The 23,418-nt window shown below is 66.6% G+C and carries 15 protein-coding genes; 6 read left to right on the forward strand and 9 right to left on the reverse strand.

The annotated features are described in order from the left end of the window. Positions 1–26 precede the first annotated feature (26 nt). Positions 27–818 (forward strand): helix-turn-helix domain-containing protein, encoded by a 792-nt coding sequence (locus EPO52_RS06505; protein WP_290803722.1) that lies wholly within the window; start codon positions 27–29, stop codon positions 816–818. After that, entirely contained in the window at positions 799–1,779 is a 981-nt protein-coding gene (locus tag EPO52_RS06510) for a cyclase family protein (RefSeq protein WP_290803724.1), read from the forward strand. The genes EPO52_RS06505 and EPO52_RS06510 overlap by 20 nt, the downstream gene beginning before the upstream one ends. Positions 1,780–1,865: 86 nt before the next feature. On the opposite strand, the gene EPO52_RS06515 is transcribed toward EPO52_RS06510, so the two are convergent. Further along, positions 1,866–3,332 (reverse strand): SulP family inorganic anion transporter, encoded by a 1,467-nt coding sequence (locus EPO52_RS06515; RefSeq protein WP_290803727.1) that lies wholly within the window; start codon positions 3,330–3,332, stop codon positions 1,866–1,868. 237 nt (positions 3,333–3,569) lie between these two features. Here EPO52_RS06515 and EPO52_RS06520 point away from each other — a divergent pair, with 237 nt between their 5' ends. Next, entirely contained in the window at positions 3,570–3,947 is a 378-nt protein-coding gene (locus tag EPO52_RS06520) for a MerR family transcriptional regulator (RefSeq protein WP_290803729.1), read from the forward strand. Positions 3,948–3,987: 40 nt separating this feature from the next. On the opposite strand, the gene EPO52_RS06525 is transcribed toward EPO52_RS06520, so the two are convergent. The 6 genes from EPO52_RS06525 to EPO52_RS06550 all read right to left on the reverse strand — a co-directional run bounded on the left by EPO52_RS06525 (position 3,988) and on the right by EPO52_RS06550 (position 12,072). Beyond that, on the reverse strand, positions 3,988–5,253 hold the full coding sequence (locus tag EPO52_RS06525) for a Dyp-type peroxidase (protein WP_290803731.1): 1,266 nt from the start codon (positions 5,251–5,253) through the stop codon (positions 3,988–3,990). Further along, on the reverse strand, positions 5,253–5,819 hold the full coding sequence (locus EPO52_RS06530) for a copper chaperone PCu(A)C (RefSeq protein WP_290803734.1): 567 nt from the start codon (positions 5,817–5,819) through the stop codon (positions 5,253–5,255). The genes EPO52_RS06525 and EPO52_RS06530 overlap by 1 nt, the downstream gene beginning before the upstream one ends. Positions 5,820–5,881: 62 nt before the next feature. Further along, positions 5,882–6,484 (reverse strand): copper resistance CopC family protein, encoded by a 603-nt coding sequence (locus EPO52_RS06535; RefSeq protein WP_290803737.1) that lies wholly within the window; start codon positions 6,482–6,484, stop codon positions 5,882–5,884. Continuing rightward, positions 6,481–8,583 carry a bifunctional copper resistance protein CopD/cytochrome c oxidase assembly protein gene (locus EPO52_RS06540; protein WP_290803740.1) on the reverse strand — a complete coding sequence of 701 codons (2,103 nt, stop codon included), beginning with the start codon at positions 8,581–8,583 and terminating at the stop codon, positions 6,481–6,483. The genes EPO52_RS06535 and EPO52_RS06540 overlap by 4 nt, the downstream gene beginning before the upstream one ends. Positions 8,584–8,778: 195 nt before the next feature. Then, on the reverse strand, positions 8,779–9,387 hold the full coding sequence (locus tag EPO52_RS06545) for a hypothetical protein (RefSeq protein WP_290803743.1): 609 nt from the start codon (positions 9,385–9,387) through the stop codon (positions 8,779–8,781). Between the two features lie 87 nt (positions 9,388–9,474). After that, positions 9,475–12,072: an excinuclease ABC subunit UvrA gene (locus EPO52_RS06550; RefSeq protein WP_290803745.1), complete on the reverse strand. Its 2,598-nt coding sequence runs from the start codon at positions 12,070–12,072 to the stop codon at positions 9,475–9,477. Positions 12,073–12,518: 446 nt separating this feature from the next. Here EPO52_RS06550 and EPO52_RS06555 point away from each other — a divergent pair, with 446 nt between their 5' ends. Then, positions 12,519–13,826 (forward strand): hypothetical protein, encoded by a 1,308-nt coding sequence (locus EPO52_RS06555; protein ID WP_290803747.1) that lies wholly within the window; start codon positions 12,519–12,521, stop codon positions 13,824–13,826. Then, positions 13,823–16,300, forward strand: coding sequence for a hypothetical protein (locus EPO52_RS06560; RefSeq protein WP_290803749.1), 2,478 nt, complete (start codon positions 13,823–13,825; stop codon positions 16,298–16,300). Before EPO52_RS06555 ends, EPO52_RS06560 begins: the two co-directional genes overlap by 4 nt. Before the next feature lie 218 nt (positions 16,301–16,518). Here the strand turns inward: EPO52_RS06560 and EPO52_RS06565 are convergent, their stop codons facing one another. Further along, complete coding sequence (locus tag EPO52_RS06565; RefSeq protein ID WP_290803751.1) at positions 16,519–20,079, reverse strand: hypothetical protein; 3,561 nt, start codon at positions 20,077–20,079, stop codon at positions 16,519–16,521. Between the two features lie 753 nt (positions 20,080–20,832). On the opposite strand from EPO52_RS06565, the gene EPO52_RS06570 reads away from it, so the two are divergent. Continuing rightward, on the forward strand, positions 20,833–22,947 hold the full coding sequence (locus tag EPO52_RS06570) for a P-loop NTPase fold protein (RefSeq protein ID WP_290803755.1): 2,115 nt from the start codon (positions 20,833–20,835) through the stop codon (positions 22,945–22,947). A 69-nt stretch (positions 22,948–23,016) separates the two neighbouring features. Here the strand turns inward: EPO52_RS06570 and EPO52_RS06575 are convergent, their stop codons facing one another. Beyond that, positions 23,017–23,322, reverse strand: a complete 306-nt coding sequence (locus EPO52_RS06575; RefSeq protein WP_290803757.1) for a hypothetical protein — start codon at positions 23,320–23,322, stop codon at positions 23,017–23,019. Positions 23,323–23,418 lie beyond the last annotated feature (96 nt).

Raw genomic sequence — 23,418 nt, forward strand, 5'->3', positions numbered from 1 at the left:
TTCTGCCTCTGAACTACGCTTCAGGCATGGTGAACACCGATGGCACAGGCGAGGCGTCCGGTTCCGACATCCAGGCGGTGGCGCGAGTCGGCCAGATCTGCTCCCTCTTCGGCCCGAACACGATCGAGCTGACGGCGGCGGATGTGGCTGAGCGCCTCCACCTGAACCGCACGACGGCGTACCGCTACTGCGCGTCGCTCGTCGCGGCCGGAATCCTCGAGCGCGGGCCCCGCCGGGGCACCTTCGTGCTGGGCGGCTTGATGTTGCAGCTCGGCATCCATGCCCTGAGCCGCCGGCAGGTCGTCGAGATCGCCCCCCGCCACCTCACCGAGCTGGGTGCGGCCGTTCGTATGACGGCCGTGCTCAGCCTCTGGGGGGCTCGTGGCCCCGTTGTCGCGCTGGTCGAGGAGGACACGAGCCGCACGGCCGTCGTGACGGTGCGGGCCGGCTCCCAGCTGGACGCCACCGCCGCGCAGACCCGCGTCTTCCTCGGTCATCTCGCCGACGAGCGCGCGATCGAGGGGCTGACCGAGGGCGCCAGTTCTGCCCAGCGCGCCGAGCTCGAGGCGGCCGTCTACACCGCTCGGCGAGCGGGCTACTGCATCGCCTCGCAGTCGGGCGGCGTCTTCTCCGTGGCCGCACCGGTGTTCGATGAACTCGGTATCGCTGCCACGGTGGGCCTTCTGGGGGCAGACCCGCACGCAGACCTCTCCCCCGGCTCCCCCATCGTCACCCAGTTGCTGAAGACCACTCGGGCTCTCAGCGACGAACTGCGCAACACCCGAGAGGCGCGACAGAATGAGACCTCCGACGTATGACGAGCTCGCCTCGGCCGATCCGCCCGGATCGAGCTGGGACGTCTTCGGCCGACACGACCAGCTCGGCACCATCAACTTCCTGACCCCTGAGCGCATCGCCGCCGCGGCACGGCTCGTCCGCACCGGCCGCCGCTTCGGGCTCGACCACCCGGTGACGGCGTTCGAGCCCTACCCGACCGGCACCCGGCATCCGCTCGACCACCACGTGTTCTCGAACAACGAATGGCACCGCGACGACTGGGTCGACTCGTTCTACCTGCAGGCGTCGTCTCAGATCGACGCCCTCCGTCACATCGGCCACCCCGAGCACGGCTTCTACAACGGGTTGACCCCCGAGGCGAACAGCCCGGCGAGCACGGCACTCGGCGTGCACACCTGGGCGAACGCGGGCATCGCCGGGCGAGGAGTGCTGCTCGACCTGCCGCGTTATTTCGAGCGCCTCGGGCTCCCCTACGATGCGGCGACCACGATTGTCGTGGATGCCCGGATGCTGGACGACATCGCCGAGAGCCAGGGGGTGTCGTGGCAGCCGGGTGACATGCTGCTGCTGCGCACCGGATGGGCCGAGCAGTATCTCGCGAAGACCACCGAGGAGAGGGCGGCGACACCGTGGCGGCGCTCTCCCGGACTCGCGCAGCGCGAGGAGATCGTGCGCTGGCTGTGGGACCACGAGATCGCCCTGGTGGCCGCCGACAACCTCGCGGTCGAGGCCGATCCCGTGATCGACAGCGACTTCCGCGCCCCGGGGGACGTGCCACCCGAACGTGGAGTGGACCACAGCGGCATGCTGCACCGGCCCCTGATCGCGCTGCTGGGCATGGCGCTCGGTGAGCTCTGGAAGCTGGACGAGCTCGCAGCCGACTGCGCCGCCGACGGGCGGTACGAGTTCCTGCTCACCTGCAAACCCTTGAACCTGATCGGCGGAGTCGGTTCGCCGCCGAACGCGATCGCCCTCAAGTAGCACCACAGCGCTGGTCGAACCGGCCGTGTCAGGGGCGGGCACCTCGACACCCAGGAGCACTCGCCGAGATGCGGGATGCGTTCAGGTCAGTGGCCGACACCGAGCTTTCCGGCGAGCCGACCACGGAACTGACTGCTGGCCTCGTTGAGGCCTTCGAAGACGACGTGTTTGCCGTGGCTCTCGTATTTGGTCGCGATGGCGTCGAGGGCTGCGACGGTCGACGCATCCCAGATGTGGCTGGCGGACATGTCGATGACCACTCTGTCGGGGTCGGCGACGTACTCGAACTGCGTGGTGAGGTCGTTCGAGGATGCGAAGAACAGTTCCCCGTCGACGGTGTAACGGGCGGTCGGAACGGTCTCATCGAGCCGCACATCCCGGGTGACGGTGGCGAAGTGGGCAACACGGCGAGCGAAGATCACCATGGCCACGAACACGCCGACGATCACGCCGATCGCGAGGTTGTGGGTGACCACGACCACGACCACTGTGGCCACCATGACGGCGGTCTCTCCGACGGGCATCGCCTTGAGGGTCGAGGGCTTGATCGAGTGCCAGTCGAATGTCGCCACCGACACCATTATCATCACGGCCACCAGTGCAGCCATCGGGATGATCGACACCAGGTCGCCGAGGCCGACCACGAGGACGAGGAGGAACACGCCGGCGAGGAACGTCGAGATGCGGGTGCGGGCACCGGACGCCTTGACGTTGATCATCGTCTGGCCGATCATGGCGCAGCCGCCCATTCCTCCGAAGAAGCCGGAGAGCACGTTCGCGGCGCCCTGACCCCACGCTTCGCGGGTCTTGCGGGAGTGGGTGTCGGTGATGTCGTCGACGAGCTTCGCGGTCATCAACGACTCGAGCAGCCCGACGACAGCCATCGCGGCCGCGAACGGGGCGATGATCGTGAACGTCTCCCAGGTGAACGGCACGTTCGGGAGGAACAACGACGGCAGGCTGCGCGGCAGCTCCCCCTGGTCGCCGACGGTCGGCACGGTGAATGCGAACAGCACAGCGGCACCGGTGACCAGCACGATCGCCACCAGCGGGGCGGGAATCACTTTCGTGATCCTCGGCATGAACACCATGATCAGGATGCCCGCTGCGACCAATGGGTACACCAGCCATGGCACTCCGATGAGGTTCGGAACCTGGGCGACGAAGATCAGGATCGCGAGGGAGTTCACGAAGCCGACCATCACGCTGCGCGGGATGAATCGCATCAGCTTCGCAACGCCGAGCACGGCGAAGAGCACCTGGAAGATGCCGGCCAGGATGACCGTTGCGATGAAGTAGTCCATCCCGTAGTCGCGCGCGACGGGTGCGATGACGAGTGCGACGGCACCGGTCGCGGCGGTGATCATCGCGGGGCGGCCGCCGAGGAATGCGATCGCGATCGCCATCACGAACGAGGAGAACAGACCGACCTGAGGATCGACGCCGGCGATGATCGAGAACGAGATCGCTTCGGGAATGAGCGCGAGGGCGACGACCAGTCCGGCGAGCACTTCGCGGGTCAGCAGGCGCGGGGTACGCAAGGCGGTGAGCACGGAGGGATTCGCTGTGTAACGATCGGGGGAGTCGGATTTCCGGGCGAGAGCCAAAGCTGTCTCCAATGGGCGGGGCCATCCTCGGAGGGCCGGTGGACTATGTCGGGTCCGGCGCCCCATTGCGCACGCCACCGGTCTCGTGGCCGAGAATGGTGGGGAAGAGTGTGCGTCTCACCGATCTCTCAGTGGACACTGCAACACTACCCTAACGTAAGGGTTGATTTACAGGAGGGTGTCATGGAGCCCGAGAAGACGACCCCGATGATGCACATCGGGGAACTGGCCGAACGCACCGAACTTTCGCTGCGCACCATCCGCCACTACGACGAGGTCGGCCTGTTGAAGCCCTCCGGGCGCACCGAAGGCGGTTTCCGGCTCTACACCGAGAGCGACTTCTCGCGGCTGATGCTGATCCGGCGGATGAAGCCGCTCGGGTTCCCGCTCGAGGAGATGAGCGAGCTGCTGCGTATCATCACCGTGCTCGAACAGGCCGATGACCCGTCACTCCGCGCAGAGCTCGAGGGGTTCATCGCGCGCGCCACCGAGCAGCGGCAGAAGCTCCAGAAGCAGCTCGACATGGCCGACGAGTTCCTCGACCTCCTACGCCAGCGGTAGGAGCCCGAGCCGTCGACGTGGGTCGGTGGGTGCGGGGGCGTCAGGCGAGGAGACTCTCACCGATGAATCCGGTCTCGGCGCACCCGGGTGGGATCGCGAACACGGCTGACCCGATCGGGGTGATCCACTCGTTCAGCAGGTCGAGGTCGTCGAGCCTCTTCTGGATGGGGACGAACTGTTTGTCGACGTCGGCCTGGTAGGAGCCGAACAGCAGGCCCGAGTTCGAGACGCTGCCCGGGTTGGGGGTGTCGTCGTAGTTGTAGCCGCGGCGGTGGATGCGTTCGGCGGGGTTGTCGGAGCGGGCGCGGCGGATGTGGGAGAACTCCGGGATGACTGGGAACCCGATCGGGGTGACTGCGGTGAAGTCGGGTTCGTCGGTTTCGTTGATGCCGGTGAGGGGTGCGCCGTTGGCGAGGTCTCGGCCGACGGATTGTTCGCGGCCGGAGCGGTCAAGGAGGTCCCACTTGTCGAGGTTCATGTGGATGCGGCGCAGCACGAACGACGTCCCGCCCGCCATCCACGCCGGGTCGCCCTGCGACCAGACGAGCTGGTCGAAGTCGGTGTCCTGGGTGTGCGGGTTGACGGTGCCGTCGACCTGTCCGAAGAGGTTCCGCATCGTCGTGCCCGGCTTCTCCGAGCCGGGGGCGCGCCGGAATCCGGCTTGGGTCCAGCGGACGGTGCCGAAGGAGCGGGTGTCTTTCAGCAGCATCCGGGTCGCGTGCGCGACCGTGAGTGGGTCGTCGGCGGCGACGATCATCAGGAAGTCGCCCCCGGTCCAGGCGTCCTCGAGCCGGTCGACACCGAACGCCGGCAGCGGCCGCAACCACGATGGCACGACCCCGGCGGCGCGGGTCACGAATTCGTGGCCGAACCCGAACGTGACCGTGAGCCGGGCAGGGACGGTCGCCAGTTCCGGTTCGGAGTCGGCGAGGGCGTGCTGGCCTTGGGAGAGTCGGGCGGCGTCGTCGGTGAGGATCTGCATCATCCGCACCAGGGAGGCCCGGTCGGTGCCGGCGGCGAGATCGACAGCGATGTGGGTCGCGTGGGATTGCGGGATGACCGCGATGCCCGCCTGATGGGCGCCATAGAAGGGCACGGTCTCGGCACCGTTCGGCACCACCTCGACCGGCGGTGTCACGGCCGCAGTGGACTGCTGGACGGTGAGGATGCCCACACCGGCACCGGCTGCGGCGGCCGCGCCGAGGCCGGCGGCGGCACCTCCGAAGAGGAGATGCCGCCGGCTCAGCCCGCGACCAGCCCGCCCCGCACCCGTGGCGGATGCGGGAGTGTTCTGATCGCTGGTCATCAGTTCCCCATGTCCATGCTGTCGGTCGGGGTGCCGGTTCCCATGTCCATGTCCATGTCGCCGCCTTCGTAGTTCTCGTTCGCGCCGGTGTAGTCCTTCGCCGGCGCGGTGAACTCGTAGGTGGAACCGTCTTCGAGGGTGAGGGTGAAGTCGACATCGGTGCCGGCGGTGATCGGGGCGGTGAGGTCCATCAGCATCAGGTGGTTGCCGCCGGGGGCGAGTTCGAAGCTGCCGCCGGCGGGGATGGTGAAGCCGCCGTCCTTCTCGCGCATGACCATCGCGCCGGACTCGTTCTCGACCGTCTCGTGCAGCTGCATCGTGGTCGACGCGGCGGACTCGACACCGGTGACGACGAGGTCGGTGTCGCTGGCGTTCTCGAGGGTGCCGAACGCCGCCGACATGCCGCTGTCGGCGGCCTTGACCCACGCGTCCTGGATCGTCAGACTGTCCGCCTCCGGCGCTGCGGTGCTGGTCTCTGCGGCGGTGGTGGTGCCGGCGCAGCCGGCGAGGGTGAGCATCGCTGCGGCGGCGAGGGCCGTGATCGTGGTAGCGGTGCGGAACTTCATGGGGTTTCTCCTTGCGGTGGTTGCGGATTCTTCTTGGGGGTCCGGCCTGGTGGGCCGGAGGTTCACGGGGTCACCTTCCGGCGACGGATCAGGATGGCGATCAGGGCGTAGACGCCGATTCCCGCAGCGGCTCCACCGATCGCCCAGGCTGCGATGACGACGATGCCGAGATCGGGTGGCGTCGAGGAACTCGCGACAGCCGCATCCGACGTCGAGGTCGGATCGCCGCCGGTCTCGTCGGCGGAGGAGGGTTGCTGGCCCGTGGTGAGCGGGGGTTGGGCGGTCTCGCCGATGGTGAAGTTGATGACGTCGGAAATGGGATGGCCGTCGGCCGAGACGACCCGCCACCGGATCTGGTAAGCCCCATCCGGCGCCCCCGGGATCACGGGTTGGGTGACGGTGCCCCCGTTCAGGCTGAGGGCGCCGTCGGCCCAGTTCGTGCCGGCGGCATCGGCGACCACCACGACGCCACCGATGTCGAGGACGTCGTCGGAGAACTGCATCGAGATCTCCGCAGGCGCCTCTGCCAGCACCTGCCCCTCGGCCGGTGTGGACGAGAGGAGCTGGTCGTGTGCGGTCGCCGTGCCGGCACCGATTCCCACGGTCAGCAACAGGACTGTGGCGGCGCTGATCGCAGTGAGCGCTCGGGTGCGTGGTGCGGTCATGGGGTGTCTCCGGTTCTGTCGCCGACGGTCGTGGAGCCGCCATCTCGCGAGGTCGTGCGGTTGTCGTGCTCGGCGAGGCCCGCGAGGCGGGCGTTGTAGGCGGCGAGGTCGGCGTCGCCGTCGCGGTCGGCTTTGCGGTCGAGGCGCTTCGCCGTGCGCTCGTCCGACCGCACCCACTGCCTCACCACCGCCAACGCGACCAGCACCACCGGGATCTCCCCGGCGCCCCAGGCAATGCCCCCGCCGACTCTCTGGTCGGCCAGCAGAGCATCGGTGTCGGTGAAGCCGAGCGCATGCCACCAGTCCTCGGCGAGCACGGTGGTCTGGCTCATGATCGCGAGGCCGAAGAACGCGTGGAACGCCAGGGTCGCCAGCAGCAGGATCAGCCGCATCGGATACGACGGCCGTGCCGGGCCGGGGTCGATGCCGATGAGCACGAAGAAGAACAAGTACCCGGATGCGAGGAAGTGCACGGTCATGACGAAGTGCCCCTGATGGGTCTGCAGCGACCACTCGAACCAGTCGGTGTAGTAGAACGCGACCAGGCTGCCCGCGAAGAGCACCGCGGCGACGATGGGGTTGGCGAACAAGCGCAGCAGCGGGGAGTGCACGAGCAGCAGGATCCATTCCCGGATGCCGCGACCGCCGTCGCGTCGCGCCGGAAGCGTCCGGAGGGCGAGGAGGACAGGTCCGCCGAGCACGAGCAGCGGTGCGACGACCATCATCAAGGACATGTGCTGGATCATGTGCGTCGAGAAGGACACTGCCCCGTACACGCCCGGACCACCGCTCGTCGCCCAGATGAGCGCGGCGCAGCCGGCCAGCCACGGTACCGTCCTCCCCCACGGCCAGGTGTCCCCGCGGCGGCGCAGCCTCAGCACGGCGGCGACGTAGAGTCCGGCCATCGTGCCGGCGAGCAGCACCCAGAACCAGTCGACATGCACCGAGGTCAGCATCCGCCACACGGTCACCGGTTCGGGCCACTCGAATCCCAGCAGCGACTTCCGGATGTCGATCGCCGCCAGCGACTCCTGGGACACCGGAGGCGCACTCCGCGAGAGCCCGACGGACACGCCGATGGCAATCGCCATGAACACGGTCTCGGTGACCGCGAGCCGCACGAACGCGCGGGTGCGCGTCGGTTCACGAACCAGGCCCGGGATGATTCGTCGCCGCTGCCACGCCCCCGCGACCCCGAGGCCGGTGAGGATCGCGATCTTCACCGAGATCAGCGCACCGTAGGGAGTGGTCAGCAACTCGATGGGGCTGCCGAGCCGAAGGGATGCGTTGATCGTTCCGGAGATCGCGACGAGCACGAAGGCCCACAGCGCCAAGGTCGAGTACCGGGACACGACCCGCGCGATGTCGTCGCCTAGTCGCTTGCGCAGCAGCACGATCGCGACCAGGCCCCCGACCCAGGCGGTGACGCCGACCAAGTGCATCGCGAGACTGTCGACGGCGTTCGCATGCTCATCCGACCCGGCGGCATGCCCGGACAGCGCCAGCGGCAGAAGGGCGAGCACGGCGACGACGGCGGCGAATCCGATCGCCGTCACGTGCTTGGACACCAGCAGAACCACGAGCACGAGGAGGATGAGGAGGATCGACACCAGCAGCGACTGGCCCAGCTCGATGCCTGTGGCGAAGAACCAGAACTGCGGCCAGAACCGCGGCTCGTCCACCGGGATGGCCACCGTGTTGGCCGCGGTGAAGATCAGCACCGCGATCGCGGCGGCAGCCCACACCGATGCGGATCGCGCGGCCCAACGCGCCGCCGTCCACTGTGTGAACGAAGCGATTCCCGGCACTCTGCTCTGCCCGGGCAGAGCGAACGCGGCGATCAGCAGCAATCCGACCGTGACGCAGGCGGCCGCATCGTGCAGCACCCGCGCGATCGGGAGCCCGCGGGTCACCAGTACGCCGGGATCGATCAGCAGAGTTCCGCTGAACGCATCCGTGAAGACCATCCCCGCCAACGCCGCACCGACGGCCAGCGGAACACACACGAGCAGCACCGTCTCGACGACCCCGATCCGGGGAAGCGTCAACGTGCGCGGCTCGCGCGTCTCCTGGTCTTCGATCGTCGATTTCTCGACCACGAAGAACACATCCTCTCGCCACGCCCATCACCGGGTCGAGGCAGAACCCGCCCCAGCCTCGGGGCGGCAGCACACCACGCGACGGATCACACGTCGTGGGAGCGTGCCGAATACGAACCCACACCACACGCGCTCACGGCGACCCATGCTGCGCGAGAGCGCGCAGCGGTCACACCGGTGAGGTGAGGGAAGGAATCAGAACGAGAGGATGCTCGCAGGCGGGCCGCGGTGCCGCAATGACGACAGCACCACACCCAGATCATCACGGAACACCGTTCGGGAAACGGTCGGCACGCGCACGGCCACGCCCCTCGATGCCACCGGCACGAACACCAGGTGGTCGATCAGTACCGTGGCGAGGTGACGGGTCGCTGTCGACAGCACCCTCCACAGTCCGCGCTCACCGCGCCAGAGGAAGACGATGGTGACTACCGCAGCGACCGCGTGAGCAACCCACATCCAGCCGCCCGAGTGATCCATGGACGCCATCGGATCTGCGGCGCCTTCGACGATGACCGCGCCGTGGTGACCGTTCTGCGTCATCGTCATCGATGACGCCCCGCCGAGGGAGAACACGAGGTGGAAGAAGAACTGACTGACCGTGACCGCGACTGCGATCCGCGGAAGAGTGAGGCGCTTGCCGGTCACGGCAATGCTTGCCAGAAGTGCGAACGCAATGGCGATCGCGGTGCCCGCTACTCCTGGAGCGGAGCCGCCGGCGGCGACATGGGAGAACGCGGCGAGGAAGACCGCGATCGACGCCACGAGGCCACCGCGCGCGACCCGCGCCCACCTCGACGTCATCCGGAACTCCCTCTGATCGAGTTCAAGCCTATCCGAGCGCGTCCGAGCCTCCCTCCACTCGAGATCGACACGACCGGGATGGGCGGGTCAGCGCGCCGGGAGCGCGGCAGCCAGGAAGGGCGCCGTGACGCTCCGCTCGGCGTCGGCGACCTGGCGCGGAGTACCCTCGGCCATCACCTGGCCGCCGGCGTCGCCCGCGCCCGGGCCGAGGTCGATCACCCAGTCGGCCTGGGCCACCACCCGCATGTCGTGCTCGACCATGATCACCGTGTTGCCGCCGTCGACCAGCTGCTGCAGGTGCTCCAGCAGGCGGTCGGTGTCGGCCGGATGCAGGCCCGACGTCGGCTCGTCGAGCAGGTACAGCGTGTCCCCACGCTGCACGCGACGGAGCTCCGAGGCGAGCTTCACGCGCTGCGCCTCCCCGCCTGACAGCTCTGTGGCCGGCTGCCCGAGGGCGACGTAGCCCAGCCCGACGTCGAGCAGAGCATCCAGGTGCCGCACCGCCTCGGGGTCGCGGGCGAACAGCTCGCGGGCCCGGGTGACGCTGAGACCGAGCACGTCGGCGATGGTCGCACCGTCGAACCGGATCTCGAGCGTCTCACTGTTGTACCGGGCACCATGGCACGTGCTGCAGGGCGCGTGCACCGTCGGCAGGAAGAGCAGTTCGACCTCCATGGTGCCCTCGCCCTTGCACGTCGGGCACCGGCCACTCGGCAGGTTGAACGAGAAGCGGCTCGCGGCGTACCGCCGCTTCCGAGCCTCCGGTGTCGCCGCGAACAGGGTGCGGATCCGGTCGAACAGACCCGTGTAGGTCGCCACGTTCGATCGCGGAGTGCGCCCGATCGGCTTCTGGCTGACCTGCACGACCCGCCGCAGCCGATCTGCGGGCCCGGAGGCGCGACCCGTGGTGGCCGTGGGCGAGGGCGTGAGCAGGAGGTCGTCGGCGCGCGCATCCGCTGCCGACTTCCCGGCGCTCGACCCGCCATCCCGCTCCTCCCGCTCCTCCACCTCGCTGTCGAGGCTGGCGCGCAGCAGTTCGGGCACGGCCTGGTTGACGAGCGTCGACTTGCCCGAACCCGAGACGCCGGTGACCGCCGTCAGGCAGCCCAGAGGGAACGACACCGACAGCCCCTCGATGTTGTTGCGGGTCACGTCGCGCATTTCCAGCCGGCCATCGGCGACGCGAGGGGCGGATGCACGGGGCTGCACGTCGGAGGGATCGGCATCGTGGAACAGATACCGGCGTGTGACCGACTCTTTCGCCGAACGCAGACCCTCGAGCTCGCCCGAGTAGACCACTCGTCCACCCGCCGCCCCGGGGCCCGGGCCGATGTCGACGATCCAGTCGGCCTCGCGGATGACGTCGAGGGAGTGCTCGACGAAGAACACCGTGTTGCCACTGTCGCGCAGCCGGCGCAGGATGCCGAGCAGAGCCGTCGTGTCGGCAGGATGGAGCCCTGCCGACGGCTCATCGAGAACGAACACGACGCCGAACAGTTGCGACAGCACCTGTGTGGCCAGCCTCATCCGCTGCAGCTCCCCCGAGGAGAGTGTGATCGTGGTACGGCTGAGCGACAGGTAACCGAGGCCGAGGTCGGTGATGGGCGACAACCGGGCGAGCAACTCGCCCACCAGCCGCTGTGCGGCCAGGCGCTTCTCCGGGGCGAGCGGCTCCGCGCCGAGCGGCTCCCACTCGGGCGCCAGCGCGACGGCCATCAGCTGCGCCACCTCGTCGAGCGGCATCGCCGCGACATCGGTGATGGAGCGGCCCTCGAAGGTCACGGCCAGGGCCTCGGGCTTGAGCCGCCGGCCGCCGCAGGTCGGGCAGGACACGCTGCGCATGAACGTGGACGCCCGCTCGCGCATCCGGGCGCTCTTGGAATTGGCGAAGGTGTCGAGCACGTAGCGTCGCACCCCGAGGAAGGTGCTCATGTACCGCGGCGACCGCCCGGCGGCCACGGCCTTGCGCACCTCGGCCGGCGAGCGGTCGGTGAAGATGGGCACCTGCGGCGACTCGTCGGTGAGCAGCGCCCAGGTTCGCTGCTCCTCGGGGAGGTCGCGCCACGGCACATCGATGTCGTAGCCGAGCGAGATCAGGCTGTCACGCAGCTGCTTGCCGTGCCAGGCGGTGGGCCAGGCGGCCAGGGCGCCCTCCCGAATGCTCAGCGAGTCGTCGGGCACCATGAGTTCGAGCGGAACGTCGAACACACGGCCGATCCCGTGGCAGGTGGGGCAGGCGCCTTGCACGGTGTTGGCCGAGAAGTCCTCCGCGAAGAGCATCGGCGCTCCGGGCGGGTACGTGCCCACTCGTGAGAAGAGCATGCGCACCACGCTGGAGATGGTGGTGGCGCTGCCCACGGTCGAGCGCGCGCTGCCCCCCGTGCGCTGCTGCGGCAGAGCCACGGCCGGCGGGAGCCCTTCGATGGAGTCGACGTCGGCCACGCCGACCTGGTCGATCAGTCGGCGGGCATACGGCGCGACCGACTCGAAGTACCGGCGCTGAGCCTCGGCGTAGAGCGTGCCGAAAGCGAGCGAGCTCTTGCCCGACCCCGAGACACCCGTGAAGGCCACGAGGGCGTCGCGGGGCAGATCGACGTCGACGTTCTGCAGGTTGTGCTCGCGGGCGCCCCGCACCTGAACCAGATCGAGGAGCGTTCGGGCGGCGCGGGCGTTGTGTGGAGTCATTCCTCCCAGTGTGGCCCCGCCCGCCGCTTCCGCACCGGGTCGGTCGCCGAAAGGCCGCCGAACGCAGATCAGGGGCACTTCGAAAAGTGCCCCTGATGAGGTGTTCTGATGGCGGTACCGGTGGGATTTGGACTCTAGCCAGGGCCTCAGAAATGAGCGGCCCAGCCTGGAAAACCCGGGTTTTGCAGAGATCTAGGCACTCATGTGATCACGTTGACGCGACTCGCTGGGGTTCCGAATGTAGTCGGAATGTAGTCACGCTCGCGAACTGCTTACGGCGCACGTTTAGTCGATCCTCGAGGCTCAACTGATCGGCGGTTTCGGAGCATTTCCCGTCTCGATTCCCGTCGATGGATATGCTCAGTGGGTGAGCACCACCGGGGGGTGGGTTTTCGGGGGGGGGCAGAGGTGAGCATGCAGTCAACGACACTTTCACGTGGCGGCCGATGGTAAGTCACGTCATCCCGGCGGTTGCCGACCAGTCGACCGTGCGCGAGTTCGAGGAGCGCATCTTTCGCGCACCCGACGCGCGACTGGTTTGGCACGAGCCGACGAGCTACGCAACTCCGCTCGATCGATCGAACCTGCTCCACGCCATCATCACCTGGGGTCGCCTCACGCAGAGTTCCACGCTCGTCGTGGGCGAAGCCGTGTCCAGCGCAGCGGATCTGACGCGGTTCATGGAGTGCGACGAATTGCTGCTCGCTGGCATCTCGGCACGCCAGGTTCGGCGATTCAACGACGCCCAGATCACACCGGACGCCCGTTCCTCCGCGAGCCACGAGTTGGCCCGGCGTCGGGCCATCCCGAGCGAAGGCACCCACCGAACCCTCGTTCTGAACAACACCGAACCCTCGTGGAACACCTCCCCGGACGCGATGGCTGGTGCTCCGCCGTCGGTAAGCACCGATGCCGGCGCACGCAGCCTGTTCTTCCGCGTCAGTCTCGAAGGAACGTCCACCGATGAGAGGTCCATGCTGCTGGGTGCTGGCGAGACGGTGGTCACGGATGAGTTCACCCGTGACTGGCTGGTCCGGGCACGCTGGCCCGAGGCGCATCCGCTCGGGGGAAGCGGGCCGTTCACCACCCTGGGGCAGAGGATCCTGAACCCGACACGGCCCATGATCGACGCCTGGGAGCGGGGCCATCCCCGCGGGTCCAGTCCGGCTGACTGGCTCGGTCAGGCGCTGTGGGAGATCTTCCAGAACACCGAGCACCACGCGAGCAGCACGGGCGGAACACGCATCGATCGCGCAACTCGCATGCTCCTGTGCACCCGGTGGTCGAAGACGGAGCTGATGTCCGCTCCCGAGACTATGTCGCGCTATGTCGACGGCGTGGAACGCGCATCCGGAACGAAGGTGGACGGCTACCTCATGGTCACGGTCCTCGACAGCGGTGACGGACTGGCGTACACCGCGGCGGCGCGCGACGATGTGGGGTTCCTCGACGAGAGTGATGAGATCGCCTACCTGAAGTCGGCCGTCCGCGGAACGAGCCAGTCCCCGGAACGTCCGATGCACGGATTCGGGATGCCCATCGTGTCGCAGTTGCTGACCGACCTCGGCGGTCTGCTCCGGATTCGCAGCGGCTCCCTGTCGCTCAGCCGAGACTTCGCCGCGCGCCCTCGGTCCGCCAATGAGCGAGACGATCCGCTGGACTGGCACTTCGACCTGGATGACTCCGCTCGGCCGTTCAGGCGATTCGGGTCTGCGGTGACCGTGGTCCTGCCCTCGTACGGAGACGCGGAATGAGTGACGACTCTGTCAGCGACCCGGGCCGTCGCCAACGCTCGGCGAGCATCGTCACCGAATTCACCTACATCTACACCGCCTCGGTCGACCTACCGGCCGCCCCACCGTTGAACATCGCGGTGGCGTTCATGCCGCATGACAGCGCACCGGCCGCTTTAGTCTTCGCTGCACTCTCCGACCACCTCGACCGGGTTCCCCTCGCTCAGGAGATCTGGCTGGTCGCGCACGCACCCCATCGCCGGCATCTCGAATCCCTGGTCGACCACGGGGCGAGGGAGCCGAGGCTCGATCGACCCGTCGTGGGAATGGTAGTCGAGTCGGACGGGCGGTGGCGACCGCTGGCGGAACCGGACGCGAATGCGCTCTCCGCGCATGAGAGCGATAGCCGGGCGGTGCACGTGCAAAGTGCGGGATTGCGGCAGCAGTTCCGTGACAGCCGCGCCCTCCTCACCGCCCACGGTAACTTCCACTTCGGCAAGCCCGGCCGGACCCACACCAAGCACTTTCTCCGCGCACAGCCAGCGGTCGCCCGCGATGCGCACGCCCACTTCGTCGCCGCCGGCCTCTTGCGTCATCTCGACCTCGAGAGCATCAGGCGCGTGTGGGTCGACACCGCTGGAATCGTCGGGGTCGCAGCGGCACTCGGCGCGATCCGCTCGGTGCACCATCCGGAATCGCCGCTCCTCCTGGTCGACACGTTCGGGGGCTATGACGGCCTGGACGAGGTCGCCTTGCGCGTGGCCGCGGACGACGTAGCCCTGATCTCCTGCAGCACCTCGGGCAATCTGGCGGGCGATGTCATCAGGAAGACCGAGCTCACCCACGGACGAGCGGTAACCCTGTTCTACCTCATGGCAACGCTCAAGGGGGGCTCCCCGGGCGTGGCGTTGCAGGCACGGGACACGCCGCCTACGGCAAACATGGCCGGGATCGCCACACTGGTCGGCGCTCCCGGACATCCAATCGTCTGCGACCTCACCGAGTACGGTCCCGGGCGCGACGATTCCTACATCGAGCCGTTCGAGTCGTACCCGGCCAACGAGTGCGTGCTGTGCATCGATCAAGGAGAACCCGCCGTTCCGTTGGAGGGCGATGGCTTCTTGCCGGCGACCGGGACCCTAACTGCGCGCCGGATTCTCGCGAGCGACACCACGGATTCACTGAGCGACTTCGTCCGGATCGCGGTCGCGCACCCCTCGTCGCTCCGGGTCAGGCATCGGACCAGACCCGACCGCGTGAGGACGATCGCGACGCAGCTGGCGCCCCTCATCTCGCCGATGTCCTCGGCGTTCGAAGCGAAGTGTCGCGAGCTGATCGCCTCGGTCGAGAGCACGAACAAGGAGTACGGCCCAGTCGAGATGATCGCCCACACGCGGGGAGAGAACTCGACCGGCTTCGCTCAGGCCGTGAGCGGATTGCAACGGAATCATCCGCCTGTGCTCGACATCGACAAGGCCGTCCAGGAGTTGGAGAGACGGGTCGCGGTGGGCGATCCGCTTCCGCGACACCTGCAGGTCGTCTGCGCGGTCGCGTCGAGTGGGCGGACACTCTTGGAGGCGAGCCGTCGACTCCGGTTCCTCCCGGAGTCGACGGGGCTCAGCTTCCTGGTCGCGGTCGCTCACCCGGAGACCGAGCACGGGTGGCATCTGGTCTCGACGACGCTGCAGAAACGGTCCTCCTCGGCGAACAACGCGCTGGCCGTCGGCTGGAGGATCTATCGGGAAGCCAGCGAGGGCGACGACGCCTGGACCCGCGAAACGCGACTACTCAACGATCTGATCAGTCACGACGATGGAAGCATCCCGGGCCTGACGGATGCCGTCTTCTCCCGGCTGCAGACGCTCGAGGGCCATGTGGACACCGACGATCCCAAGTGGCTCTTCTTGGGAAGCGGCGTGGGACCGTACGGGAGCCGGTTGCCCACGCTGAATCGAGGGTTCGTATTCTGGTCGTTCGCTTACGATCACGAACCGACCGAAGAGCAAGTGTTCTGGACCATCACCAGCGTCATGCAAACCAACCGGTGGAGTGCAGCAACCACCAAAGACGGTGGCCGGTACATGCATGTCTCCGGCGGTGGCCAATTCTTCGTGATCGAGCCGGCAATGTTCGACCGGTTCAACGATCCGGTGATCCAGGCGAGTCTGCTCCGCGCGGCCGGTCAGGGAGAACTCGATTACTCGATGGACGACTCGCGAAGCAACTATGTCAGCGACCTGATCGTTGATGCCGCCGTGAACGGAAACCGCGAACGGGGAGCAGCCGTCAACGAGTTCGTATTGTCACTGACCCTCGGGATCTCTTACCCCCAGAGCCGCCGCGACCTGCGCCTCAAGCCGCTGGCCACTCGCAATCTGCTCTCCAAGCTGGAGACGCTTCCTGGCCTGCCGCCCCTGACTCAAGGTTTCGTGCAGCACGCTCTACGCCTGCTCGGCCTACGTCGGGAGGCCTCGACGGAGAGACCCTGGAGTTGATGCCGCGGAGACTGTGGGTGAGACTTCTAACGCGCCGCCGGCGGCAAGGCCCGACCGACTAGCGCGGCGGCACTCGCGACCGCCGCCGCGCCGATCCCGAACACGATGCGCAACCCGAGGTCCATCCCCTCCGCGCCCTCCCCTGGCGCGGACGCCGTGACCGCGGGGAACACATTGCAGCATTGCGGGCTGGCATTTGCGCCCCGGCCCAGTCCGAGCTACTCAAACTCGCCGGACAAAATGGCGGCGCGGACGCGGTGAGCGTCCGGAGGATCCAAACGGCTGACTAGGTCGAACACGACTAGCGCCGCTTCTTCATGACTGGTGCGAGCCGCAAGAATCTCGTAGTAGCGAAAGATTCCCCGCAGCAGCATCGGCACCGCATCCGCCTTGCCGGTCGTAGCACGGAACGCGTTCAGGCAGTAGGGCAGGGTGGACGAGCTGATCCACGGGCGATGCATGATATCGACGGTGAGCACCTGAAGGTTCCTGGCGGCGGTGGGTTCGTCAGCAGCGATGTTGATTAGCCACTGTGCCATGGCGTGCACGAACATTGCCAGCTCGCTCGGATCTCCAACGTGCGTGTTGATCATCTCGATCGCGAAATGCGCTCGATCCGGCACGTCGTCTGCACCGGCATTGCGGATCGCATTGGCGAGACCGAAGGGCGAGCCGGCCAGCCCCGCGGCGAGATCCCAGACCGGCCGCCGAAATCGGATGCCAACATAACCGGCCGCGATGAGGTGGGCCTCGGCGAGATCGACGAGCGCCTCGTCGATGAATCCTTCCGTACGGAGGCGGACCATCAGCTCCGGGGTGCCGAACGCGTGCCCACCCTGCTGCCGGACGAGTTCCTTCAGGGCAAAGTCATCGACCCACAGGCTGAGGTCCGCGCCCACTGCGTGGTCGGCTCCGAGCAGGAAGGTCTGGTTGAAGTCGCGCTCGGCGAGCGGGTCGAACGCGGTAATGGCCGGGTGGGAATCGGTGGCGAACTGCTCGAAGGACGCTTCTACCTGGTCAGCTAGGGTGGATTGCGCAGCGACTGCTTCCTCGTCTATTTGCTCGACAGTGCCCAATTCGCCGTTGATGCCTGGACGGTATGTCATTCCACTTTCGCGTCGCTTCAGGCGCGCGCCGTTGACCGCGTCGGCATGTTGCTCCCGCAGGACTCGGGCGTTCGCGAAATGCCCGATTAGTTGGGGTCGGATCTGCTCGGGCAGACGGGCGATGGTGACAAGCGCCGATAGGTCGAGAACGGCGCCCACGGCGTGCGCGTGCTCGATCGCAGTCCGCTCCGCCTCGGTGTCACGTGAGGCGCTGAAGACAGGGCCATAGTCTCGAGCGAGCAGTGTCTCGAGATAGCCCTTTCCATACATGAGCCCGGCGAGCCCCAGCGGGGCGCCACCCGTAGAAATCTGTTCCTCAAGCCCGACGTTCCGCGGTCGGTCACCGATGAAGTCCTGCATCGACTGGAGAGGGTTCTCCATGTCGATGGCGACCTGGCGGATCCCTCCCTCGGGGAACTGATCGACGTAGTTCTGCAACATCTCCCGGAATGCGTCGCGGTCCGGGTCAGGCGTCTCTTCGTCAGGCTCGTCTTCTGAGTCGTCGAGATCCGACCTTGGGCCGAAGAAAAAGGCGCCCAGAAGCGCCCCCTGGACATCCTCCTCGGTGGGAAAACGCGCGGAGATGCGGAGCGCGTCCTGCGCGGTACCGACCTCAGGGCCGTACTCCGTGACCAGCTCGATCCAGGCGGCGACCTCGTTGTGTGTATGCGGCTCGGGAGTTCCCTGCTCACGCCATGTGCGCAGGGCGCCGGGCAGGTCGTGTGTTTTGACCTGGCAGATGACCACAGCCCACGCTGCACCCGTACTACCGGGCCGGTCGGCGAGCAGGCGCCCAGCGGCCGTCAACGCCCCCTGCCAATCGCCGTTCGCCGAGTACGCTTCGACCAGGAGCCGGTACGCGCCCGCTCTGCCGCCCCAGGCCTCGGTTGCGCTGCTAAGGGCGCTTTGAAGGTCGGCGATAGCCTCCGGAATCTGGCCTCCGGGGATCCGAGACTTCGCCGATGCCACCCAGAGATCCGGGTCGCCCCACCGCGCGGCGCCGTCCCGTGCCACCGCCGCGGCAGTGTCATCGTCGCCGACTTTCTTGTAGTACATGTAGAGGAATAGGGTGCCGCGGTAGTTGGCATTCGCGAACCCGCGGAAGGCTTCGAGTGCACCGGGCTCATGGCCGTAGAGCGCGGCGATCATACTCAGTTCTTGCGCGGTCTCCGCGTTTTCGGATCCAAGCTGGTGGACGAATTCTGCTCGGACGCCTTGGAATGCGAGCTGGAGCGAGAGATCCGCCTTCTCTCCCCAGTCCTCGGTCTGCTCGACCGCCGCATGCCAGTGCGTGATGGCGTCATCATGCCGACCCTCGCTTTCGGCGATTACGGCGGAGATGTGCTCGCGCTTTGCTGCCGGTGCAGTAGAGAGGAGCCTTTTTGCGACGTCGATGTCGCCGAACTCGGCGTGGAACAATGCCGCCTCTGCGACAACGTCGGGATGCTGGAACTCCTCGCTCGTGGCGGGAAGCTCCCCGGTCCCGTTCACCAGATCCAACACCCCCTGCTGGTCGGTGAGAGCGCGGCGGACGCGGATCTCCAGAGCGAGCGCCGTTCCGGATTCCAGTCCCCATCGACGCCTCTTCGCGCGGGCCTCCATCACCATCTGCAGCGCCGTCGACAGGTCCGCGGCGTGAACCGCCGACGGCTGAATCATCTGCCGTGCGATGAGTGCTCGAACGGCGGCCATCGCTGCGCTGGTCGAGTCATACAGGTCGGCAGTCTCCCGCGACAGAGTCACACCGTCGTCGATCCGCTTCGAACCGAGGTAGAGGTCGGCGAGCATGACGCGACGTTGGAGGTCCTCGAGCTTGGACGGGGCGTTCCATTGCTCAAGGTTCTCGATCGCTCCTTCAATGCCTCCGTCGCGGAGAGCGCCCTTTACAAGCGGGTAGTCGCGCACATCGCGCAGGAACTGGTCGGCCTCGGCGAGGTCGGTGATCCCTTGCGCGCCTGAAAGGCGAAGCATCCAGTACCCGGCTGGCTGAAGGCCGCGCTCAAGACCAACCTCAATGAGACGGACTGAGGTCCGCAGGTCGTCCGGAGCCGAGAGTTCGGCGGCCATGTCGGCAAGCAGCCCGAATACAGAGGCTGGCGCCCCTTCTAGATATTTCGGCGGGTACGCGGCCAGGCGACGCAGGTGCTCGGTGCGATCGGGTGCCGTCGCAAGATCCGCGATCAGGCGGGTCACCATCGGCCACTCAATTCGGAGATCGCGCAGCACCTCCGAGCGAAGCGGCGGCATCGCGTTGAGGCGGGCTTCCCACGCGCTTTCGTCGGCGGCAGCGAAGGTGGACATGGCCTCGTCGTGTCGCGCGTCCGCCCGATCCTCGCGAAACTCGGCAGATTGGGTGCTGCCCTCGAGCCCCGCACGGAACGCTTTGGTCAGTGTCTGACGCAGCAGCGCGATGCTCTGGGGGGTGGACGGCACGATGACCGCGCTGAGCGCAAGGTCGAGCTCGTCGTCGGCGCGCGGCTGCTTGACTAGTCGGTCCCGGAATCCGGCTGCGTACATCACCTCGCGCAACTGCTTGCTGTTCACAGTGCAGCCAGCCCTGCGGAGCTTGCGCCGGACGGCGATTCCGACGCGGACCTCGATGAAGAAACGCTTAAGCCACCGCAGAATCGGACCGCCGGTGAGTTTCAGGGCTGAGAACAAAATGTCGCTCATGACGACGCTCCCCTTCGTCGGGTACGTGTCGATGATAACGTCGGCCTCCAACGTCAGTCCGATCTGGATCTGGGTACGACCAATCCCGGCCACCGCCCGGGTCAGGTCAGCAATGGTGTCGCTCAGTCCGACCTGGGAGCCTGCGTCGCACTTCGATCGCGAGAGGTGCCGTTGCAGCGCTGGCCGGTGTCGTCAGACTGCATCAGGCCCGTCGACGACGTGCCATTGCGTGCCCTCCCAGAGCCGCCCGTGTTCGGTTCGTTCGTGAACTCATCAACTGCTGAGGCATCGATTTAGGGGTCGTTGATGGCCGGGTCGCCCAGCACGAGGTTGGGGACTGGGACCCGTCGACGCTCGCGATCGCGGGCAATGACGCTACTGCCGCATCGGGGACGAGGTAGGCCTCGACCGCAGCGGTGGTGGTCCCGTTGGATACCGACAGGCCCTGCGTTTGGAACTTGTCCAGGTTGGTGCAGCGGATCGAGGAGACCTTCGGCTCGTCGACTAGGGAGATGATCGTGCAGAGCTCGTACCGGGCGTCGGTTCCGACCCACACGCAACCCGGGGAGCTCGTGCCGAGTAGGTGGGTGGAGGCGACGTCGATGGTCGCGTTGATGGCAGCCTGCGCGAGAACTGCCGGCAGGGTGTCCGCAGCCCAGAACTGACCCGTAGGCAGAACCACTCGAGCACCGCCCAATCACGCGTGGGTAGGACTAAGAGGTAAGGGCCCAGTTTTAGCGCGAGAATAGAGAAATGACCCCTGAAAATGGCCCGCGCCCCGTGGATCTGGGTCGCTTTCACCTGGTCGCGTCGTACTCGGACCAGATCCGGGAGGACGCGGAGCGCGGGAAGTCCAGGATCTTCGGCCTGACGGGCCCGTGGGGCTCCGGAAAGTCTTGGCTGCTCGAGCGGATGATGGAGCACTTGAAGTCATCCACCTCGGACTCTGGGGACATCGTCGTTGAGTTCAACCCGTGGATTTTTCCAGACGAGACCGCGCTGTATCGGGGCTTCACGCTGATGCTTCTGGGTCGCGACGCCCTCCGGAGGAAGTGGCGTCATTGGTTCGCAGTCGGTATCGGCCTGATCAAGGCAGACGCGTCCTTTTGGTTCTTCGGCGCTGGGCTTGCACCTTTCACCGACAAGCTCGCGAACAGTCTTTCCCCTATCGGGTCTCCGAAGGCGATGCGCGAGGCAATCGCGAACGCGATGAACTTGCGCGGGCGCAGGGTGTTCGTTGTTATGGACGATCTTGACCGGCTCTCTCCGGGTGAACTGCTCACTGTCTTTCGCTTGGTGCGCCTCCTCGGCGACATACCGAACTTGCACTACATACTCGCCTACGACCAGGACACAGTGCTTCGGCTTCTGGACCAGACAGATGTCTCGGCGGGCGATCCATCACGGTCTGAGCAGTACCTCGAGAAGATCGTCGAAACCCGCATCCCGGTCCCGACTCTGACAACTGAACAGATCGAGGCGCTGGCTATCGCTCCTGTTCTCGAGTGGGCCAGAAGCGTCGATCCTGATCTGTCCGAAGGTGATGAGGCGATGATCAACCTGCGGTTGGCGTCGATCGTGTTTCGGTGCGTGGCGACACCTCGGGCTGCGCAACGCTACCTGAGTACGGTTCGATCACTTCGCCCGCAAATGGTGGCCGAGGTCCGGCTCGAACACTGGGTACTGGCATGCCTGCTCCGCACGTTCTTTCCTCGAGTGTGGGAACTTGCCGTTTCGGAGCGAGACCTTCTCACTGGAGTCACTCACGGCCACATCTCCAACAGGGACGAGGTCGTTCAGGACCGCGCGTCACGGCTCCGAGACAGATTCGCCGCCCTCCTCGGTGATGTTCCGATAGCCGTGGACATACTGATACTCCTGGAGCTTTTGTTCCCCGCCTACGACAGGCTTGTCACCGGTGGCAACAAGGTCAGTGCCGACTTCGATCCCAATTCCTCTGTCGACGCCCGCGGTATCGGACACCCCGCGTTCTTCCACCGCTACGTGTGGCCCGACATCCCACCTGGCCACGTCCCCGAGGGCGAGGTTCGCGCTTACCTCCGAGCCCTCCCTGCACCCGACGCCAGCACAGGTATCCGTCGACTCTTCACCTCTTCCCCGCTGGCAGTCATCGAGGCGATCGAGCGGAACTTCAACTTCACAAGGTCACAACCTGTGGAACGCGTCCACATCGTCGAGCTATGCGAACAGCTATACGGCCCTGCAGGCGAAGTTTCGCCCATGGCACCACACAGTGCTCGCGCCCTGCTCACGCGACTGACCGCCCGAACCATCCCCTGGATGAGCCCGGAAGAACTCGGTCAGTTCTGGAACCCGACGAACGGCCCAGATATCGCCGCGATGAATGTCTTCCGCGACGCTCTGACAGATCCTGGACTCCTACGGGACATACCCGACAAGCCGCTGAAGGGATGGGTCGCCTCGGCGCGCCAAGCGCTCAGAGACCGTCTCGCAGAGCGGTTGAAGTCTGCTCCTTCACCGTCGTTGGACGCACCCGAAAGCCGACGCGATTTCGTCAATCTCCTTAGGCTTGACGCAGCCGCCCTCCGCAACATCACCGCAGCCCAACACACTGCCGGCAGCTGGAGCGCTCTCGATATCGCGGGCATTTACGTCCAAACTCGCGCAGGGAATCCCTCCACGGTCTACGGGATCTCCATCGACCAACTCGAGCGTGATCTCGGCCCGGACCTCCTGCAATCCCTTATTGATGACGCGCTTTCCGTCGATGTCCCGGACGAGGGCGCAGATGCCCTCAGTTCCAGGGATGGCATTCCACAGGCCACCGAGAACATCAACCGCATCGTCCGAGCACAGTTCCAATCCCACGTCGCCGAATCCACCTGACCTCAGCAGCTACGGGATTACGCGCCCGGAGTCGTCAGCGTCAGCGGAATGCTGGGGGTTCTTGGGGGATCAATCGCCTTGCCCGTGGTGGTCAGGTACAGGTAGAAATACAGCGAGGTCAGCCGGCGGCACCGGTCGCAGTTCCTGTAGCTGCTGGAGAAATGACGCCCATCCCGCATCCGCTCTCCCGACGTCACTGTAATCGCCCAGCAACGCATCGAACGGCGGGGTAACGACGAGCTTCACCTCGACTCGCAGGGAATATTGGATGCCGTCGCGGGTGATCTTCGGGACCATGGACACGATGTGTTCGGGTTGATCCACATCCGTGCCGCGCGGGCCGGTCTTGCCGGGGAGCGCAACGAAGTGGCGCATACGCCCACTGTGGCGGCGCTTACCGCCCTCCCGCAAGCGTCACTCCTGCCCTGCCGGCGAAGACGTAGCCGGCTAGACAACACTCGCTACCGCCGA

It is taken from the genome of Herbiconiux sp. (assembly GCF_004297105.1).
Taxonomy (GTDB): domain Bacteria; phylum Actinomycetota; class Actinomycetes; order Actinomycetales; family Microbacteriaceae; genus Herbiconiux.

What these genes read in the sequence shown, in the direction of transcription:
- EPO52_RS06570 (WP_290803755.1), top strand. Translation starts at nt 20,833, where the DNA reads ATGACCCCTGAAAATGGCCCGCGCCCCGTGGATCTGGGTCGCTTTCAC.
- EPO52_RS06505 (WP_290803722.1), top strand. Translation starts at nt 27, where the DNA reads ATGGTGAACACCGATGGCACAGGCGAGGCGTCCGGTTCCGACATCCAG.
- EPO52_RS06565 (WP_290803751.1), bottom strand. Translation starts at nt 20,079, where the DNA reads ATGAGCGACATTTTGTTCTCAGCCCTGAAACTCACCGGCGGTCCGATT.
- EPO52_RS06550 (WP_290803745.1), bottom strand. Translation starts at nt 12,072, where the DNA reads ATGACTCCACACAACGCCCGCGCCGCCCGAACGCTCCTCGATCTGGTT.
- EPO52_RS06560 (WP_290803749.1), top strand. Translation starts at nt 13,823, where the DNA reads ATGAGTGACGACTCTGTCAGCGACCCGGGCCGTCGCCAACGCTCGGCG.
- EPO52_RS06510 (WP_290803724.1), top strand. Translation starts at nt 799, where the DNA reads ATGAGACCTCCGACGTATGACGAGCTCGCCTCGGCCGATCCGCCCGGA.
- EPO52_RS06535 (WP_290803737.1), bottom strand. Translation starts at nt 6,484, where the DNA reads ATGACCGCACCACGCACCCGAGCGCTCACTGCGATCAGCGCCGCCACA.
- EPO52_RS06525 (WP_290803731.1), bottom strand. Translation starts at nt 5,253, where the DNA reads ATGACCAGCGATCAGAACACTCCCGCATCCGCCACGGGTGCGGGGCGG.
- EPO52_RS06545 (WP_290803743.1), bottom strand. Translation starts at nt 9,387, where the DNA reads ATGACGTCGAGGTGGGCGCGGGTCGCGCGCGGTGGCCTCGTGGCGTCG.
- EPO52_RS06555 (WP_290803747.1), top strand. Translation starts at nt 12,519, where the DNA reads ATGGTAAGTCACGTCATCCCGGCGGTTGCCGACCAGTCGACCGTGCGC.
- EPO52_RS06530 (WP_290803734.1), bottom strand. Translation starts at nt 5,819, where the DNA reads ATGAAGTTCCGCACCGCTACCACGATCACGGCCCTCGCCGCCGCAGCG.
- EPO52_RS06575 (WP_290803757.1), bottom strand. Translation starts at nt 23,322, where the DNA reads ATGCGCCACTTCGTTGCGCTCCCCGGCAAGACCGGCCCGCGCGGCACG.
- EPO52_RS06520 (WP_290803729.1), top strand. Translation starts at nt 3,570, where the DNA reads ATGGAGCCCGAGAAGACGACCCCGATGATGCACATCGGGGAACTGGCC.